The organism is Streptomyces sp. NBC_00122, from assembly GCF_045160845.1.
Taxonomy (GTDB): domain Bacteria; phylum Actinomycetota; class Actinomycetes; order Streptomycetales; family Streptomycetaceae; genus Streptomyces.
In genome coordinates, this window is sequence record NZ_CP108191.1 from 5080614 (window position 1) to 5097413 (window position 16800).

General features: G+C 69.7%; 15 protein-coding genes. 6 read left to right on the forward strand and 9 right to left on the reverse strand.

The genetic code is table 11. The features are described 5' to 3' along the window. Positions 1 to 23 precede the first annotated feature (23 nt). From OG737_RS23820 to OG737_RS23850, 7 genes are all read right to left on the reverse strand, one after another. Entirely contained in the window at positions 24 to 605 is a 582-nt protein-coding gene (locus tag OG737_RS23820) for a Uma2 family endonuclease (RefSeq protein WP_328928169.1), read from the reverse strand. A gap of 345 nt (positions 606 to 950) precedes the next feature. Continuing rightward, positions 951 to 2504, reverse strand: coding sequence for a type VI secretion protein (locus OG737_RS23825; protein ID WP_328928170.1), 1554 nt, complete (start codon positions 2502 to 2504; stop codon positions 951 to 953). After that, a complete protein-coding gene (locus OG737_RS23830; protein WP_328928171.1) occupies positions 2504 to 4033 on the reverse strand; it encodes an SCO6880 family protein in 1530 nt (509 codons plus the stop codon). Before OG737_RS23830 ends, OG737_RS23825 begins: the two co-directional genes overlap by 1 nt. Next, positions 4034 to 5866: a hypothetical protein gene (locus tag OG737_RS23835; protein ID WP_405678056.1), complete on the reverse strand. Its 1833-nt coding sequence runs from the start codon at positions 5864 to 5866 to the stop codon at positions 4034 to 4036. A 37-nt stretch (positions 5867 to 5903) separates the two neighbouring features. After that, complete coding sequence (locus OG737_RS23840) at positions 5904 to 6671, reverse strand: hypothetical protein (RefSeq protein ID WP_405921947.1); 768 nt, start codon at positions 6669 to 6671, stop codon at positions 5904 to 5906. After that, positions 6671 to 6979: a hypothetical protein gene (locus OG737_RS23845; RefSeq protein WP_328928174.1), complete on the reverse strand. Its 309-nt coding sequence runs from the start codon at positions 6977 to 6979 to the stop codon at positions 6671 to 6673. The genes OG737_RS23840 and OG737_RS23845 overlap by 1 nt, the downstream gene beginning before the upstream one ends. Positions 6980 to 6988: 9 nt before the next feature. Beyond that, entirely contained in the window at positions 6989 to 7822 is an 834-nt protein-coding gene (locus OG737_RS23850; RefSeq protein WP_328928175.1) for a hypothetical protein, read from the reverse strand. 335 nt (positions 7823 to 8157) lie between these two features. Here OG737_RS23850 and OG737_RS23855 point away from each other — a divergent pair, with 335 nt between their 5' ends. The 5 genes from OG737_RS23855 to OG737_RS23875 all read left to right on the forward strand — a co-directional run bounded on the left by OG737_RS23855 (position 8158) and on the right by OG737_RS23875 (position 12339). Continuing rightward, a complete protein-coding gene (locus tag OG737_RS23855) occupies positions 8158 to 9276 on the forward strand; it encodes an NlpC/P60 family protein (RefSeq protein WP_328928176.1) in 1119 nt (372 codons plus the stop codon). Between the two features lie 26 nt (positions 9277 to 9302). Further along, a complete protein-coding gene (locus OG737_RS23860; protein WP_328928177.1) occupies positions 9303 to 9941 on the forward strand; it encodes a hypothetical protein in 639 nt (212 codons plus the stop codon). A gap of 124 nt (positions 9942 to 10065) precedes the next feature. Next, the gene (locus OG737_RS23865) at positions 10066 to 10572 is read left to right on the forward strand and encodes a hypothetical protein (RefSeq protein WP_405921948.1); all 507 of its coding nucleotides are present in this window, start codon (positions 10066 to 10068) and stop codon (positions 10570 to 10572) included. Positions 10573 to 11225: 653 nt separating this feature from the next. Then, a complete protein-coding gene (locus OG737_RS23870) occupies positions 11226 to 11540 on the forward strand; it encodes a hypothetical protein (protein ID WP_328928179.1) in 315 nt (104 codons plus the stop codon). Positions 11541 to 11550: 10 nt separating this feature from the next. After that, positions 11551 to 12339 carry a helix-turn-helix domain-containing protein gene (locus tag OG737_RS23875; protein ID WP_405921949.1) on the forward strand — a complete coding sequence of 263 codons (789 nt, stop codon included), beginning with the start codon at positions 11551 to 11553 and terminating at the stop codon, positions 12337 to 12339. Positions 12340 to 12444: 105 nt separating this feature from the next. On the opposite strand, the gene OG737_RS23880 is transcribed toward OG737_RS23875, so the two are convergent. Both OG737_RS23880 and OG737_RS23885 read right to left on the reverse strand, forming a co-directional pair. After that, positions 12445 to 12960, reverse strand: a complete 516-nt coding sequence (locus OG737_RS23880; protein WP_405921950.1) for a hypothetical protein — start codon at positions 12958 to 12960, stop codon at positions 12445 to 12447. Then, positions 12953 to 14701, reverse strand: a complete 1749-nt coding sequence (locus tag OG737_RS23885) for a type IV secretory system conjugative DNA transfer family protein (RefSeq protein WP_405921951.1) — start codon at positions 14699 to 14701, stop codon at positions 12953 to 12955. The genes OG737_RS23880 and OG737_RS23885 overlap by 8 nt, the downstream gene beginning before the upstream one ends. 785 nt (positions 14702 to 15486) lie before the next feature. Here OG737_RS23885 and OG737_RS23890 point away from each other — a divergent pair. Beyond that, positions 15487 to 16677: a PQQ-binding-like beta-propeller repeat protein gene (locus tag OG737_RS23890; protein WP_405921952.1), complete on the forward strand. Its 1191-nt coding sequence runs from the start codon at positions 15487 to 15489 to the stop codon at positions 16675 to 16677. Positions 16678 to 16800 lie beyond the last annotated feature (123 nt).

Genomic DNA, 16800 nt, shown 5'->3' on the forward strand with positions numbered 1-16800 from the left:
ATCACCGCCCTGATGTTTGTGGCTCAACCGGTCTTGCGGGCCTGGGCCAGCCCGGCCGGGTCGATCGCGAACGGGAACGGCTCCTCGACCAGGGTGACGACGCCCGGAAGGGCGGTCGCGGTCTCCACGTAGCGGCCGTCTTCCAGGACACAGCAGATCAGCCGGGGCGCCGGGTCGAACTCCAGGCGCCAGTAGTGCGGGATCCCGGCCTCGGCGTACAGCAGGGGCTTGACCTTGCGGTCCATGGGCTTGTTGCCGGGGGAGACCAGCTCCACGACCAGCTGGACGGCCTCGGCATCGATGCTGACGCCGTCCTCGGCGGTGGCGCCGGCGTCGGCGACGACGATGTCAGGCACGACGAGTCCCGACGGGAGCGTCACGTTGATCGCTTCCAGCACCTCGACCGCGGCGCCGGCGGCCTCGGCGGCCGCGTCCAGTGCCACGTGGAGGCGGAAGCCGGCCCGCTGGTGGCGCAGGCCCGGAGCCGGGGACATCACGAGTGATTCCCCCAGAAGCTCGTAGCGACGGGTGCGGTCCTCTGGCAGGGCCAGGACGTCGGCGACGGTCCAGGGCCCGTGGTGCTGGGCAATGCTGGCAACGCTCATTCCCTTCACCTCCTCATCGCGCGGCACTGACAGTGTGGCGCGGCACGGCGGCCGGTGTCTCATCACAGACGGCGATCTCTGTACCGGTGCTTGCGCGGCGGAACCGGGTGCAGACCGGTCCCCTTGCGAGACGGTCCCCCCGAATCCATGAAAAGCGCTGGTCAGCGAACCCGCTGCGCCAGTGAGGGCGTCGCCATGTCGTGTCTGCGACTCTGGTGGAACTGCGCCGAGACCGTGATCGGCAACCGCAATAGCCGTCCCGCGTGAAGCGAGATCTCCATGTGGGGCCGGGCCGCCCGGGCCCGGCCCCACATCTACCGGGCCCGGCCCCACATGGAGGCGTGCTCACACGGCCATGCGCTCGTCCGTTTCGAACAGCCGCATCTCCTGCTTGTTCAGGATGAGCTGGACGGCATGGGAGCCGCCGCCCCGGCCGACCTTCCAGAGCGCGCGGCCCCGCTGCGCCGCGCCCCAGGAGCCGATCAGTTCGCATTCCGCGTCGGTGAGGCCGATCGCCTCGCGCGTCATGGCCAGCGGCCGGGTGTCCTGGGCGAGCTGTACCCGGGTCTCGCACGAGGCGATGAGGTCCCGGGCGATGGCGACTTCCTGGGAGCCGGCCGCGCCGACCCCCTCGAAGTCGGAGAGACGGTGGGTGGCGAGGATCTGGATCGTGCCGGTCGCGCGGCTGAGCCGCAGGTCCGCGTCGATCTTCTTGACCATGGCCGCGCCGCCGGCCCTCATCTGGCGCCACAGCTCGTCCCGTACCACGACCCACGGCCGCTGGCCGGGCCGGTCGATGGCCGACTGCGCCCAGGAGGAGACGCACGACAGGACCATCGCCACGGTCTCGTCGCCGTACGCGGCCAGCGCGCTGATGTCCACGGACTGGATCGGCGCGTCCCAGTCCAGCGAGATGGAGGTCTCCTGGTCGAAAAGACCGCCCAGGTGCCCGGTCACCATGCCGCCGAGGGCGGACCGGATGGACGCCATGGACTCCCGGGCCCGCTGGATGTCGCCGTCCCGCACGCGCAGTTCGCGCGCCATCATGTCGGTCGGGTCGCGCAGCTTGTCGTAGACGAGGGGCAGCGTCGGTGTGCGCAGGGTGGTGGTCCCGTACAGCTCGCCGGTCAGGTCCCGCACCGCCACGTCCAGGGCTTCCTCCTCCTGGGGCTGGAGTGCGCGTCGCAGCTGCAGTTCCAGCAGCGCCTGGAGGAGGGTCAGCCGGCGCCGGTGGATCTCCGTCAGCCGAGCCTTGAGCACGGCAGGGTCGGTGATCGAGCCCAGGTCGGCGCCGAGGGGGCCGGCGTCGAGGGGGTTGAGGCGGCCGGGCAGGCCGGGCCCCAGCCGCACCGGTTCGACCCCCAGGTGACGGCACAGCTGCCCGTACTCGCCCTTCACGTCCCCGGCGATGAGGGCTCTGCTGCCGAAGGGCATGAGCCGGTAGACGAGTGCCTTGACGTGCGCGGACTTCCCGCTTCCGGGGACGCCGGTGATGATCATGTTGGGGTTGGTGACCAGCCCCGCCGACACCCACACCGCCGGGTGCGCGGAGAACGCCCCGGTGGTGAGGGTGTTCTGCCCGATGTACGCGCCTACGGGAGGCAGGGACGCGGCGTGCAGGAACGGGAAGGCCCCTGCCGCCGAGGTGGTGGTGGCACGGACGACCTCCCCGCGCGGCAGGGACGCGGCCCGCCCTGCGTAGGGCCCCTTCCACCCCTTCTTGGGCGCCACCCGCATCACCGAGTCGGCGTCCTCCAGCAGCCGGGCCTGCTGCCGCTCCCGCGCGCTGAGCTGTACGGGTACCCGGGCCGCCGGGGCACGGCCGATGCCCGCGGCCTCCCCGAGGCCGTCGCCCGCGAGGTCTGTGTCCGCGCCCGTCCGGCGCCGGAACAGGCCCATCAGAACGCGCCCCGGCGGTCGGGCAGGCCCTGGCCGAGGGGGAGGGCGCCCGCGGCGAATCCGGTGTCCTGCGTGCCCCACATGCGGCGCACTTCCAGGTTCGCGGCGGCCGCGTCCGCCTGGAGCTCCGCGCAGGCGGTTTCCAGCTCGTCGTGGTCGGTCACCGTCACGGAGAGGATGGCGGTCATCCGCACCACACCCTGGCCGGCTGCCCGCGCGGCGTCCTGCGTACGGGCGACAACCTCCGCGCGCCTCTCGTCCTCGGACTCGTCCCGGCCGGTCTTGGCCCGGAGCTTGCGGGCCGCGTTGCGCTTGGTGGTCTCCTTGGCCAGCTCCGTACGGGCCCGCCGGGGGCCGAGGGGCTCGTACACCAGCGACATGGCACGCCGGGCGTTGGCCCGGGGCCGCAGCAGGGGCTGCAGCACGGTCGCGTACACCTGGCTCTGGGGCCAGGTGCGGACCTGGTAGGAGACCGTCCACGCCCCGTCGTGCTGGTAGGTGCCCATGCCGGTCTCCGCGTACGCGGGGCCGGCGAGGGCCGGTTCGACTCCGGGTTCCACCCCCTGCCAGCCTTCGATACCGGCGGCGGCCTTGCGGGTGGCCAGCATGACCTGTGCGTCCGGGTCGTAGGCGGTGCGGATGGTCTCCGCGACGCCGCGGGGGCTCAGCCATTCGGTGACCTGCAGGCTGGCGCTGGACAGGGCCTGGCCCATGGCCGCGATCTCGCGGACGAGGACGGCGGCCGCGCCGATCTGCCCGCCGCCGGCGCCCTTGACGGCGAGGCGGGCGCGGCCCGCGGAGAGCGTCACCGACAGGTACGTCTCACGGGCCGAGGCCGAAGGGCCTGCGCCCTCCATGACGTCCGTGAGCGAGGCGACCGCCGCGGGCGGCGCGTCCGGGCTGATGTGCCGGGCAGTCCAGGACATCAGGGCCGCACCGTCGTCGGGCAGGACGCGCTGGTGCACGCTCAGCCGTGTGATGGGCGAGTCCTCCGTGCAGTACGTGCGCAGCAGTGCGGCCCATCCGGCCACTCGTGCCGCCTGCTTGCCGGTGTCGATGAGCGCCAGCCCCGGGTAGGAGACCCGGGCGACGGCGGTGTAGGTCCCCGCGATCGGGTCGTGGACGACGCCGAGCTGTCCGCCCAGGCCGTCCGGGGCTTGCAGGATGCGCAGCCGGGCGAGGGTGCCCGGCAGGTCCATCGGCTGTTCGCCCGTCTGCTTGTTGTGGGGCGCGGACGCCCCGCTCATGAACAGGTTGCGCTTGGTTGCCACGGCGATTTGGTGCCTTACTGCGAGGAGTATCCACTCGTCTGCGGACAGGCCCATGACCCTGCCCAGGGCGAGGGCCACGAGAATCAGGCTGGTGGGGATGCACAGGGCCGCCGCCGTCCAGCTGGCCAGGTTGAGCGGGACGAGCAGCAGCAGGGACGCCACCGCGATCAGCGCGAAGCCTGTCCCGGACATGTGCCCGAACCACCCGGACCGCTCCGACTGCCAGCCGCCGTACGAGGTCGGTGAAGTCTGGGACATTTACGGCTCCGTGGGGAACGTGGACGGATCGGCCATCTCAGTCTTTTCGAACGGACTCGTCCTGGCCGCGGGCTTGGGAGGCTCCGGCGGTACGACGACGAATCCGGCTTCCAGTGGCGGCGCCTCGGGTTCGGCCGCGGGGCGGGGTTTGCGCTGGGCGTACACGGCGTGCCGGCCACCCGGGGCTCCGTGGCCCAGGCCCGCGTTCGCGGCGGTGTTGGCCATGCCGGACTCCGCGGTGTCCTTGGCGACAGCCGCGACCTGCAGACCGACTGCGGCCACCGAGGCAGCGCCCGCGAACACGCCCTTCTTCGCCGCACCGCCTGCGGCACCCGCAGCCCCACCGGACGGGCCGACCGCGGACGGCGCAGCCTCGCTTTCGAGAGCCTTGGTGTAGCCGCTTCCGCCGCCCACCGAGCCCGCGCCGTCGCCGCGGGCGGACCCGGAGGCCGAGGATCCGGCCGAGCTCATGAGGCCGGAGAACGCGGAAGACCCCTCACCGTTGGTCGTGAAGGTCATGAATTTGGCCAGGGCGGGCCAGCTGAAGCAGGCCAGCAGGAAGATGAGCAGGCCGACGATCATGTTCTGCACGCCGGAGGATTCGCCCAGCGCGAAGAAGCCGATACTGAAGCAGAGGATGATCACCGGCTTCATCATGATCAACGTGATCAGTGCGTTGCGGGCCTTGGGCCACCACTCGGTGGTGGTCTCGCTGATCTGCCCGGCCAGCGTGATCGGCATCGTGACGCACAGGATCATGATTCCGGCCTGCCGCAGCAGCAGTTCGAGCCACAGCGCGCCAATGGCCAGAATGCAGATGATGCCCACAACGATGACGACCCCGACAGCGGCGCTCTCCATGGTTGCCCCGGAGATCAGCACAGCGCTGGCCGTGGCACCGCCGCCCCCGCCTGCAATCAGACCGCCGAACATCTTCCCGAACTGCTCTTGCATCGCCGCAGTAGCCGCATCAGACCCTTCACCGCCATTGGTGAACGTGTAATTGATGATCCACGTACTGATCTCGTCACTCAGACCGAGGGCCGCCTGCGTGAACACGATGTAGACGGGGGTGATCACAGCCCATTTGGCCAGCCCCCCAATGGCGGTACCGGCAGCTTCGCCACGCTGGGAGATGGCAGTCTTTGCGAACTGGAGGATCAGCAGGAAGGCCGCGAGCATCGCGGAAATGGTCGTGGCGATAGCCAGCGGCTTACTGATCCCGGTGTCCCCCAGTTTGATCGTGGAGGACTGGTTAAACAGTTGGGCGAACTCATGCAGCAGCCACACCACGGACTTCCCGAGGTAGTTGGCTGCTTCCTTCAGTGCATCGGACGCGAATTCGCTGAACTTTCCGGCCACCCAAGCGCTCAGGCTCGGTCCCGGTGGCGGGTATTCTCCCTCCCACTGCTTCTGGCAGACAGAGAAGGGTTTCCCACCCTCAACGCATTTGGTGAGTTCCTCGTTCAGCTTGTCCCAGTGCTCCCAGCCTTTCGTGTCCTGAGTTTTCTTCCTCCACTCTTCCAGTCTCTTCTTTTCGAATTCTTTCTGGTCTTCTGGTGTCCCGCAGTCGCGGCTCGCGTTTCCGTCAGCGCCTTCGCAGACTTTGGGCCCTCCACCCGTGCCGCCATCCGGCAAAGCGCAAATAGAAGAGTCGTTGATGGCATCCAGCAGGCAATATTTCCCGTTGGTGTCAACACCGATGTTCCACCCGCCCTCAGCGAAATCCTTCGGAACCGGGTCGGGTGGTCCCACCTTGGAGTGGTATTTCGGGTCGTCAGCAGCCAGTGCCGGCGCGGAGGCCGCCCCGAGCGCGCAGAGCAGGACAGCCACTAGCACCAGCAGGCCGCGGGTGAGGAACCCTCCGCCTCTACCCATGGAGCACCTGTACCCATCGGTCCTGCCACGCGTACGGCGAGTCGGGGAAGTAGGCGACCGGGGGCGATGAAAGCTTGTCGAATTCGTTGGTCAGCTTCCAAGTGCCGTTCTGCCAGCGCAGGATCACGCTGGTGAGCTCGTTCCTGCGAGGATCCTTGTCTGGGGCACCGTCCGGTCCGGTCGCGTACCGGTCGTAATTCATCCAGACCTCTACGACATCCCCCTTAGGGATCCCCGGGGCAGGCACACTCAGAGCCCGGACCGCCGTCACCGAGGTCGTGAACCGGACCTCGGAGGTGGTGCCGCCCGAGGGGGGCAGGCCGACCGCCTCGCGCAACTTGCGCACGTCCGAGACCTGCTTGTCGACCAGCCCGGTCGCATTCGGGGAGACCATCGCGGACAGCTGCTGTGCGGCCTTCTGGTCGTCCAGGAAGGCGTATCCCTCCCACCAGTACACCGCCGCACTGACGGAGCCGATGGGCGAGTGCTGCCACCCTGTGCTGATTCCGTCCTTTTGCCCCGTCGGCTTGTCCAGGGTCATCTTCTTGCCCGTGGCGGGCGTAAGCCGGTCCGTGGGAGATGACGACGCAGGCACCGATGGGCTTGCTGGCGGTGCACTCGCCGCAGGAGACTTCGGGTCGTCTTCCATGAGGACCGCCGCGGCGAAGCCGCCGCCCACCAGCACGGCCGCGCCCAGCACGGCCAAGCCAGCCAGGGCGAAGCGGGCCCGCCGGGCCTTGAGGTCGGAGTCGCGCCCCATTACTTGCCGAAGAGGTTGTAGGCCATCAGGATCAGGGCGCTGGTCGCGCCGATCCCGCCGGCGCCGACCAGGGATGCGAGGACGCCCGTCTTGCCGCGCGCAGCCAGCTGCGCGTTCGAGCTGTTGTGTCCGACGGCTATGGCCGCCCAGGACAGCAGGCCGCCCATCACGGCGAGGGCCAGGCCGACACCGGCCGTCCACCCCAGGACCGTGCCCACGGCGGTGTTGAGTTCCGACGGAACCGTCGGTGTGAACGCGGGGACCGGACCGTCGGCCAGCACACCGGCGGCCAGATTCTTGATGCTCATGCGGACCTCTTAGGCAGGAACTGCAGGGGAAACGGGGCGAAGGACCGCCGGCTGCGGAGCCGGCGGGAGCGGATCGCCCCAGGACTGATGGGCCGCGGCCAGCACGGCGGCCGCGACCTGCGCGGCGGCCTGCCGGGTACGGGAGTGGACGCGGCCGGAGCGCAGGCCGCTGGCCCGCACCCCCGCGTCGTACGGCAGGTGGACGACCGCGGCCGTCCGCCCGGAAAGCATGGTGGCGGCCGCGCGGACCACGGCTGGGAGTCGGCCGTCACCGGTCGCGACGAGAACGGCGACCGCACGGTGCAGCGGGAGACCCTCGGCGGACATGACCATCACGGCCTGCTGCACCGACTGCACGCCCTCCGCCGTGGCGGCGGCGCACAGCACGGGCACCGCGTACGGCAGCGCGGTCCAGGTCCGTGTCAGGCCGGGGACATCCGCGCAGCGCGCCGTGAGGAGGTCATGGGTGATCGGGTACGCGGTGTCCACAACCGCCGTCCGCCACCCGCCGATGGCTGCCAACTGGTACCAGGCGGCGGGGTCTGACGGCAGGTCAAGAGGTGGAGCGGACCACTCCCGCCCGTCGGTCAGCACCTCGAAGTCGGCCACGGGGCCGCGCAGTGGCATGCAGGAGGCCCGGACGGTCTCCCGCGAGAGCGGAGCCGAGGGGGGCAGCGCGGCCAGGCCGCCCCCCACGCGGTCCGAAGTCCAGGCGGGCCAGGGCGAGGTGAGGCGTGCTGCGGTGTCGAGCACCACCGTCTCGCCCGTACCCGCCAGCGCGCCGGCCAGCAGGCAGGACAGCGTCGAGCGGCCGGCCCCGCCCGAAGGCGCCAGGACAGGCACGATCAGCCGTGCTTCGACAGGAAGCTCCGGCAGGAAATGGGTACGTTTCCCCACTAACCCCCCCGTAGAAGCGCATCCAATATTTGCGTGCGCAATTCTTGGGCGCCGATCGAGGAAGGATCAAGCGCGTATGAACACTACATGCCTCGCCGCGCAGCGCTCTTCCATATCCACCAGGCGGACCCCTGACCTGTGATGGCATAGTGTCAGGCACTGTCAGACCTCCCGGCCCGCACGTAGGGGCCGGTCGAGGTGGCACAAGATTTATTTCATGAAGCAAACAATTTTGGCCGGCCGGGGGCTGGGCTGGCCATGGGGGCAGGGGGTGCAGGGGGGTGGATGCCAAGAAGCTGATGGCCGCCGCCGCAGCGGCCATCGTCGCCACACCGATGGCCATCGGCCTGGGTGTGGTCCTGGTCGTGGCCGCGTTCGCCGACGACGACAAGAGCCCGGGTCTCGGCGGATCGTGGCCGACGGCGGGCTCTTTGAAGATCGGGGGCAAGGACGGTGTCCCGGCCGAGTACGCAGGACTGATCACGGACGCGGCCGCGCGCTGCGACGAGGGTCTGCCGCCCGCGATCCTGGCCGCCCAGATCTGGGCCGAATCCAACTTCGACCCGACCGCGGTCTCCCGTGACAGCGCGGGTAATCCCATCGCCTCCGGGATCTCGCAGTTCATTCCGGGAACGTGGGCCACCGAGGGGATCGACGGTGACGGCGACGGCGACAAGGACGTGATGGACCCGAAGGACGCGATCCCGTCCCAGGGATCGATGATGTGCGGGCTGCTCAAGACAGCCAAGAAGCACCCGGAGTACAACGGATCGGCCATCGAGCTCGCACTCGCCGGGTACAACGCCGGCTGGGGAAGGGTCGAGCAGTTCGGCGGGGTACCCCCGGTCGGCTTCGCTGAAGGGCAGACCTACAACTACGTCAAGGCGATCATGGCGCGCTCCGTGCTCTACACCCAGACCGGCGGGGGCGGCGGTCCCGTCGACCTCCCGCCCGGGTTCTCCCTCCCTCCGGACACTCCTCCGCAGGTGCAGACGGCCGTGGCCTGGGCGCTCAAGCAGAAGGGCGGCTGGTACAACCTCGGCGGCACCTGCACGAACGCCCACGGCGAAGACCCCGCCGGGTGGTGCGACTGCTCCTCCCTCATGCAACAGGCGTACAAGGCGGCCGGAATCACCATCCCCCGCACCACGTGGGACCAGATCGACCTGCCCATCCGGATCGACCTGGACCACCCCAAGCCCGGGGACCTGGTCTTCAACCCCGGCTCGGACGGGAACGAGAGCTCCCCCGGCCATGTGGCCATGTACATCGGCCAGGGCATGATCATCGAAGCACCCCGCACCGGAGTCCGGACCCGGATCGTCCCGTACGACAGCTGGCGCAACTCCACCAGCTACATGGTCAAGGCGGTCGCGATCCGGCGGGTGGTGAACTGGTGACGGACCTGAGGAGCGGGAGCACGACCATGGCCGAGCAGCTGTACCACCCCTGGGGCGTCGTCAGCCCTGCGTTCTGGACCGGAGGAGCCGCCCCCGAGGATCCGGTCGCCGGGGCGGTGGCCGAGGAGGGCGTCGTGGAGGAACCGGCGGCGGCCGGGGACAGAGTCGTGGAGGCATCGGCGGCCGCAGATGCGGTGGCCGCGCCGTCGCCCGCCGACAGCCGCTTCGTGGAAGATGCCCTGGCCGCGATCCGAAGCGCGGTCGGCGCCGCGCAGAAGGACAAGGCCGTTCTGCTGGCCGAGGAGCTGGACTCCGCCGTCACCGCCGAGTTCGGCGAACTGCACCTCGACACCGTCCAGGTCCGGGAGATCCGCGGCTACCTCGCCGATCTGACCGGGCATGCGGAGACCGGACTGGCCTGGTACCTGCACGCCCTCCGCCTTCGCGGCGCGCTCCAGGGCCCTGACGCTCCGGGCACCCAACAGGCAGCCCGGCGCGCGTACAGCATGTGGCGCACCCTCCAGCCCGCCCGGGCCCTGGCCGTGGCGACCACCTTGCTGGATACCGTGACCGACGTACTGGGCCCCGACTCCGATGCGGCCCACCGCACCCGCCGCGCCATCGCCGCTCTCCCCGGAGGCGTCCCAGCGTCCGGTGTCCGCTGACGCCGAATCTGAACCGTCTGCCACCCAAGGTGGGCCAAACAGGTGAATAGGGCTGGTGACGGCGTCGTTAGGCTCCGTTCCTATGACTCCTCCAGACCCTGCGGCCAAAACACGCTTCCTCGTCTTGCACGACTACGGGATGGGCGGTTCATGGTGGTGGATCCACGCGCGGTCGGCCCGGGAGATCCTCGAGACGTTCGCGTGGGCCGAGGTTGTCACCCGGCCGGAGACGGTGACCTGGGCCGAGGACGACGAGCTCGAAGAAGTCGACATCGACGCACCACTCATGCCTCCAGGTCTGGATGGCCTGCGTGCCAAACGTGACGCGCAGCGCGGGCGTCCGGGCTTCGGCGCACTCGCGGACAGGAGCATCGTGTACGTGCGGCGCCACTGGGACGACGAGGACGACGGCGGACCCGTCTACCTCATGGAGGTGGAATCCGACGGGCGCCGGACCCGGGAAGTGGAGCTGGCTGGGGACGGGAGCGGCCTCATCAGGAGCGGGCCTGACGACTGGCCCTTCAACCCACCGGTCGTCGACTTCTTCGACCCGGAACTGGCTGGCCAGGAGATCACCCGGGAAGAGTTCGAGGAGCAGTGGGAACGCGCCCGCCCCGCTGCAGGCCTGTAGCCGCCACACCACGCGATCCAGCCTTGATGGCGAACGGACCAAGTCCGGTAACAGCGGACATCCGGACACCCCGGCGCTGTGGAGGAAACAGCTGAGGCTGTCACCTCTGGGAGGTGACAGCCTCAGGGCGGTCCACGCGCCAACGCGGAGCAGCCGAGGTCCCACGCGGCAGGGTTTGCAGCCAGTAGCCGTCAGGGGGACTGTCCAAGCGGTGCCTCACCGGCCTGGTTGCTCCAGCGTCATTCGGAGGGGACCGGAACACAAGCTTGACTTGGACAAAGCAGAGCCAACACATGGCTCATAGCCGTACCTGTGGCCGAAAAGAGCCCATCACGGTGTGCCGAGTCCACGGCCCGGACGCCCGCCGGTCACAGAGTTCCCAGTTCAGGAGCGACTGAGAACTGTTCCAGGACTGGCCCGTTCACGGCGTCTCACAGCGTCGTCCCGATGGAACGCCGGTGAGCCAAAAGGCCCGGCGACCTCGCCTGTCCGGCCGTTCATGGTCACGGGGCTGAGATGATTGGGAACGGCACCACAGCCGTGGGGGGAACGCCAAATACCCCTGCGTGCACGCCTTTTGCAGCCAGTAGCCGCTGGCGAGGCGCCACCTGTCGGCGTCTCGCCAGTCCACCCATAGTGAGGACTGCCCTTACATGCCCAGGAAGCCCAGCGCACCCTGTTCCAGCGCGCCCAGCTCCAGTAACCCCGGCTCCAGCGCGGTCGAGCCCGCCGTCGCGCAGTTACCCCGCCCCGAAGAGCCACCCCGCCTCACCCTTCCCCTGGTGATGGGCGTGATCTCCTTCCCCGTACTCGGCACGGTTCTGGCCGTCACCGGCATGCCGAGTTCCGAGATCTACCCTCTCCTCGCGTACTGCGGGGGCATCGGATCCGCCGTCCTCATCGCGGCCAGCGGGGGAAGGAAGCTGATCACCGGCCTCGCGGAGCTCGTACTCCGTGTGAGCCAGTGAGGGGACGGTCATGGGACGCTCCGAGAACCCCGTCGACTTCTCCGTTCCCGAACGCGGCCACCTCGCTTCTCAGCTGCGCCAGTGCCGGGTGGCGGCCGAGCTCACCTACGAGCAGCTCTCCCTGCGGAGCGGGCTGTCGTCCGCGACGCTGAAGCGCGCTGCCGCCGGCAGGAAGACCCCCACCGAGGTCACCGTCGTCCGGTACATCAGGGCGTGCGGGGCCGGCGATCTGGAGATCGCCGCGGGCAAGGCCTACTGGCGGCGGGCACGGGCTGCCGAGCGGGGGTTCACCGGCCGGGGTCTGCCCAGCCCCTCGCTCATCGGCACCGAGGGGGAACTGAGTCAGGCGTTGGTCAGCCTGTACCAGAAGGACGGCGCTCCCTCACTGCGCGAGATGCAGCGCAGGGCGGGCAAGGAATGGCTGGCTCTGAGCAGCGCTTCCCGGATCGTCAACCGCCAGGCGCTGCCGACCACGCCCGCCCAGATGGGAGCTTTCCTCCGGGCGTGCAGCGTCCCCGAGAAGCAGCACAAACCTTGGCTGGACGCTTGGAACAGGGTGGTCGGACCCGGGCGGTTCGTGGTCACCAGGACCGAGCGCCTGGAGAAGTGGCGGCTCCTCAGGAACTCGGTGGTCCACCAGGATCCGCGGACCTTCGCCGAGATCGTCCACTCCATCCCCGGCGCCTCGCAGAGTGAGCGCGCGACGCCCGGGGCGATGTGGGACCGGCTGCTCTACGAGTCCTTCGTGACCCTCGACCACGAGGTCTTCGGCAAGCACCGGCGCGCCAAGATTTCGTAGGGAGTCGCATCCGCCGAGCACATCTCTGCTCGCTTGCGAGGGGGAGGGGCCCGACCGGCTGTCGCCGCGGGCCCCTCGCTCCGTCCTTCCTTTCCTGTGTCCGCGCTACAGCGGCGCGTTGAGCGCGGCCTCACGGCGGCCCAGCTCGGCGGCCGCCGGATGGACGGCGGCCATCGTGATCGTCTCGGATACCGACAGGTACATCTCGAAGGCCTCGTCCGCGCCCGGCGGTGGGGGAACCACGGGCGGAGCCTCTTGATGCCGGCCGGTCGCGCACGCGGCCAGCTGGAACCGAGGGGTGAAGGCGTGCAGGGTGTTGATCCAGTCGGCCTCGGCGAGCTCGCGGGCTGGTTCCTCCTCGCCCACGTAGGTGCGCATCCACCCCGCGTACAAGGCCGTCAGATGCTCCACGACCGCCGAGTGCAGGTACCAGCAGTGGGTGATCTGGTTGTGGAGCTCGAACGTCGTACGCAGCCAGTCCACCCAGCCAGCGAGCTCGCGCATCCGCAGACGGCGCTCGGGCGGCTCCATGGCGGCCCAGACCCAGCGCTGCGGTTCGCCCCGTTTCGCGGTGGGCGGCGAGGGCCACAGGTCGGCGGGATCGGTGAGCGGGTCAGACACGGCCGGCCTCCTCGGGGGCGGTGGTGGAGGCGGGCGCCTTCACCAGGCCGACGGCGTCCGCCGAGGGCCCGGGCGGGGTCGGGGGCACGGCGAGCAGCTTCTTGATGTCCCTGTCGCGGAAGGTCAGCCGCATCCGAACCTTGATGGGCGGCAGGTTCGTGTACTGCGCGATGGCCGTGAAGTCCGGGAGCTGCTGGAGGGAGTGGACGGGGGCGAGGTCGGTCTCGGTCGCGGAGGTGTTGGTGGAACGCTCGCCGCGGGATCGGCCGTGGGAGGTCTTCAGGACCTCGGTGCGCCCGTAGAGGCCGGAGAAGTACCGCAGCGTCTCCAGGTCTCCGCAGCCGGGCAGGAGCATCCGCAGGCCGGACGCGGAGAGCACGGTGTTGGCCTTCTGCACACCGAGGCGGTCGCGGAGCTGGGACAGGTCGTGCCACACGGTCAGGACGGTGATGCCCATGCCGCGGCCGGTGGTGAGGATGTTCGGCAGCCGGGGGTAGCGGAGCATGTTGCCGGCCTCGTCGACGAGGACTCCGACGCCGGGGTCGAGCGCCTTGCCGGTGGCGTTGTAGCGGACCTCGGCGCCGTGGATGGCGGAGGCGATGAGTGAGGTGAGCAGCGGGGCGAAGCGGTCGGCGTCGGCTTCGGAGGCGATCAGGCAGATGGTGCCGTTCTCCTCGAGCCACTGCTCGGCGGTGAAGTCAGAGGAGGCGCAGGTCTCCCGGACTTCCTCGTCGGCGTAGACGCGGGCCAGGACGTTGAGGCTGAACTGGATGGAGCCGACTCCGTCCTCGTGCAGGCGCAGCCACGGGGAGGCGTAGTCGTCGGCGACCTCGGCGTAGCCGTGCTGGAGCAGGACGGCGCGGACGTGGTCGACGGCGTCCTTGCCGAGCGAGAGCCAGCGGCGCATGCCGTTGATGCCGGTGCCGGAGAGGTTCGCGGCGAGGAGGACGCCCTTGAGGACGTTCTTGGCCTGGTCGATCCACGGTGCGGCCCGCTGGTCGTCGCCGGAGGCGGAGGCCTCGGCCATCCAGGAGGCCATCCGGTCGGCGGCCTTGGCGTCGGTGCAGTAGTCGACCGGGGACCAGTGGTCGCTGGCGCGGCCGGGGATTCCGGCCGGGGCGATGACCCAGACCGGTCCGAGCGCGCGGCGGCGGGCGTAGATGATGTCGAGGTCGGCGGCCTTGGTGGTGGTCACGACCAAGGGACCCTGCCACTCGGCGGCGTTGGGCAGAACCAGTCCGGTGGTCTTCGACGAGCCGGGTACGCCGAAGACGGTGGCGGAGATGTTGGGCTGGGCGGCCACGATCTTCTTGGTGCGCATCCCTCGGCCGGCCGTGATCCGGTTGGCCCGCTTCGCCGGATCCTTGGGGGCGGCCAGCCGACGCTCGACGGCGGGCCCGCCCCACTGCGCGCCACCCGCGCTGCCGCGCGAGCTGAACAGCCTGAGGATCCTCAGGAACACCAGGAACGGCACCAGGATGAGAACCGCCATCAGGGTGTAGAACAGCCAGCTCGGCGGGTCCGGCTGATAGACCGAAGCCGGGCCCTTGACCAGTGCGGAGAGCGCGGTCGTGGGCAGGTCCTGGGTGGCGTGTGCCCAGCCCCGGCCCGAGAGGAACGAGGCAAGGGGCCCTGCGAGCAGGCTGGCCCCGCCGACCACCGCGACGGCGCCGATCCCGTACAGGGCAAGCACGGAGTTGTCGTCGAGCCCGGCGGACGCCGATGTACTGGGTTCGGCCACTCAGGCCACCATCCTCTTGTCTGTCTCCTGCCGGACTACTCCGGGCAGCGGGTGCGCGGGAGGGGGAGCGGCGTCCGGGGCGGCCACACGCGCCGCGACCGGCCACTCACCGTCGGGCGGGGGTGGCGTGAGCTCCCAATTCGCCCGCGCCGGCGCCCCGTAGCCCGTTGCGAGGGTATCGACCAGGGCCGCCGCGCGATGAGGGCAGGGTCCTCGGCCAGACACCAGACCCCGGAACGGAGCGTGAGGATGCTGCCTCCGGGGCCAGCGACCGTGTTCCCGCCATGCGAGGGCAGCAGTCGTCGCCCATGTCCGGGGTCTCGATCGACTGGGGTTCGACCCTGCAGACGCGGCGATGAACCCCGCCGCCCGCACTACCACCCACATCGGGAACTCTGCTCCCCGCGCCCGAGGGGAGGTTGAGCCTTCTGCCGCCGCCTGACGTACTGTCCCCACGCATGTTGGGCCGCTGCTGCGGGAGTGGATCTCCGAGGCCAGCCCGCCCCAGACCCTGTACAACCTCGTTGCCAGGACATCGACGCCGCGGCCGCACAGGCGCGTGACCTGGCTCCAACGGTGACGGCCCGCCTCCTATCGATCCCGGATCCGGTCAGCCTCCCCTAGGGTGATCTTTTGTTTCCCGAGAGGATGAGCGCTTGAAGTCGACTCGTGTACGCCGGTGTCTCGCAGTCGGTGCAGCCTTGATGATGGCCGCCACAGCGGGGTGTACCAAGGCGCCGGACCGCGTTGACGCGGCCCCACCGGCCAGCACAAGCGGACCGGCCGTGACCCCGCGCGTCGCCCACGACCCCCCGGCGAAGTTCAGTCCGTCGGGAGTCCTCATGCCGTGGGAGGCATCCTCCGGTCTGCTGAGCGTGGGTGGCACATGGCTGTCTAACACGCGGAGTCCAGTAGTCCTCCACCACGAGATGGCGTATGTAGCCACCCCAGACCGGCTGCTGGCGTTCGACACCACCAATGCCGAGACCAAGGACAGCATCACCCCCGAAGGCGAACCGCTCGCGAAGCTCACGCGAAACAGCCCCAACGGGGCAGCGCCGCCTGTCGTCACCGGGGGTAGTACCTCCCCACTGGTCCTCGCTCCGTTCCTGGTGCGGCAGGCCGCGGTCGGGACGCAGTCCGCGCGTACCTCGGCGGAGATCGTTGCGGCGGACGCGGCCACTGGCAAATTCGCGTGGCGGCTGCCGTTCGAGGTGCCGGAGTGGACGAAGGAGGTGCTGAGCCCGCTGACTGTCTCGGTCGTCGGATCCTCTGGCAACGTCGCCGTCGTCACGCTCGCCCACAAAGACTCGGTGGTCTACTCCGCCTCGACCACCTACGCCATCGATCTCACCGCCCATCGCGTGCTGTGGACCCAGGACATGTTCAAAGCCTCCGCGGTCACGGAGGGCATGGTGACGGGCGAGAAGAGGAACAAGCCGATCGACGATTACTCCACTGCCGTCGGGTACGACCTCACCACCGGTGCCGAGCGATGGCACGGAGAAGAGCTCTACCGGCTCGACATGCAGTCGGCGGGGCCACACCTCGTCTTCCTCACGGCAAGCGACAAGTCCGACTACCGCACGACTTACCAGCAGTTCCTCGACCCTATGACCGGGGCGGTCAAGCAGAACCTGTCGAAGGCCGTGCAGGGGTCCAGGTGCGATCACGACGGCGCAGACACTGTGGTCTGCTTCGGCAGGGATCACGCCGTGGGTTTCGAGGGCACCAGCGGGGCAACCCTCTGGGAGCTCCCTGACAAGAAGGCAGACCGCATCGCCCCCCGGGTCACCTCGGTGTGGCACGGACGGGTCTACGGCAGGACGGGCAGCGGCACCGTGGCCCTGGACGCCCGTACGGGTGCGGATGTGCCGGCTCAGCCGGGCATCGCCCCGGACCTCGTCAACGGCTACATCGCCATCGCCATCGCCGCGTCCAGCAACGAGCTGATGGCCTACCAGACTGCCGGTTAACGCGTCCTTGGCGGGGCAGGCGGTGATCGATCTGGCGCTCTCGCCTCCTTGCCCGGCCGTCGCCCGGGTCGGAAGCAGCACCCCTGGTGAGGGCCCGTACTCGGGCCGTCAGGATGGCGACGT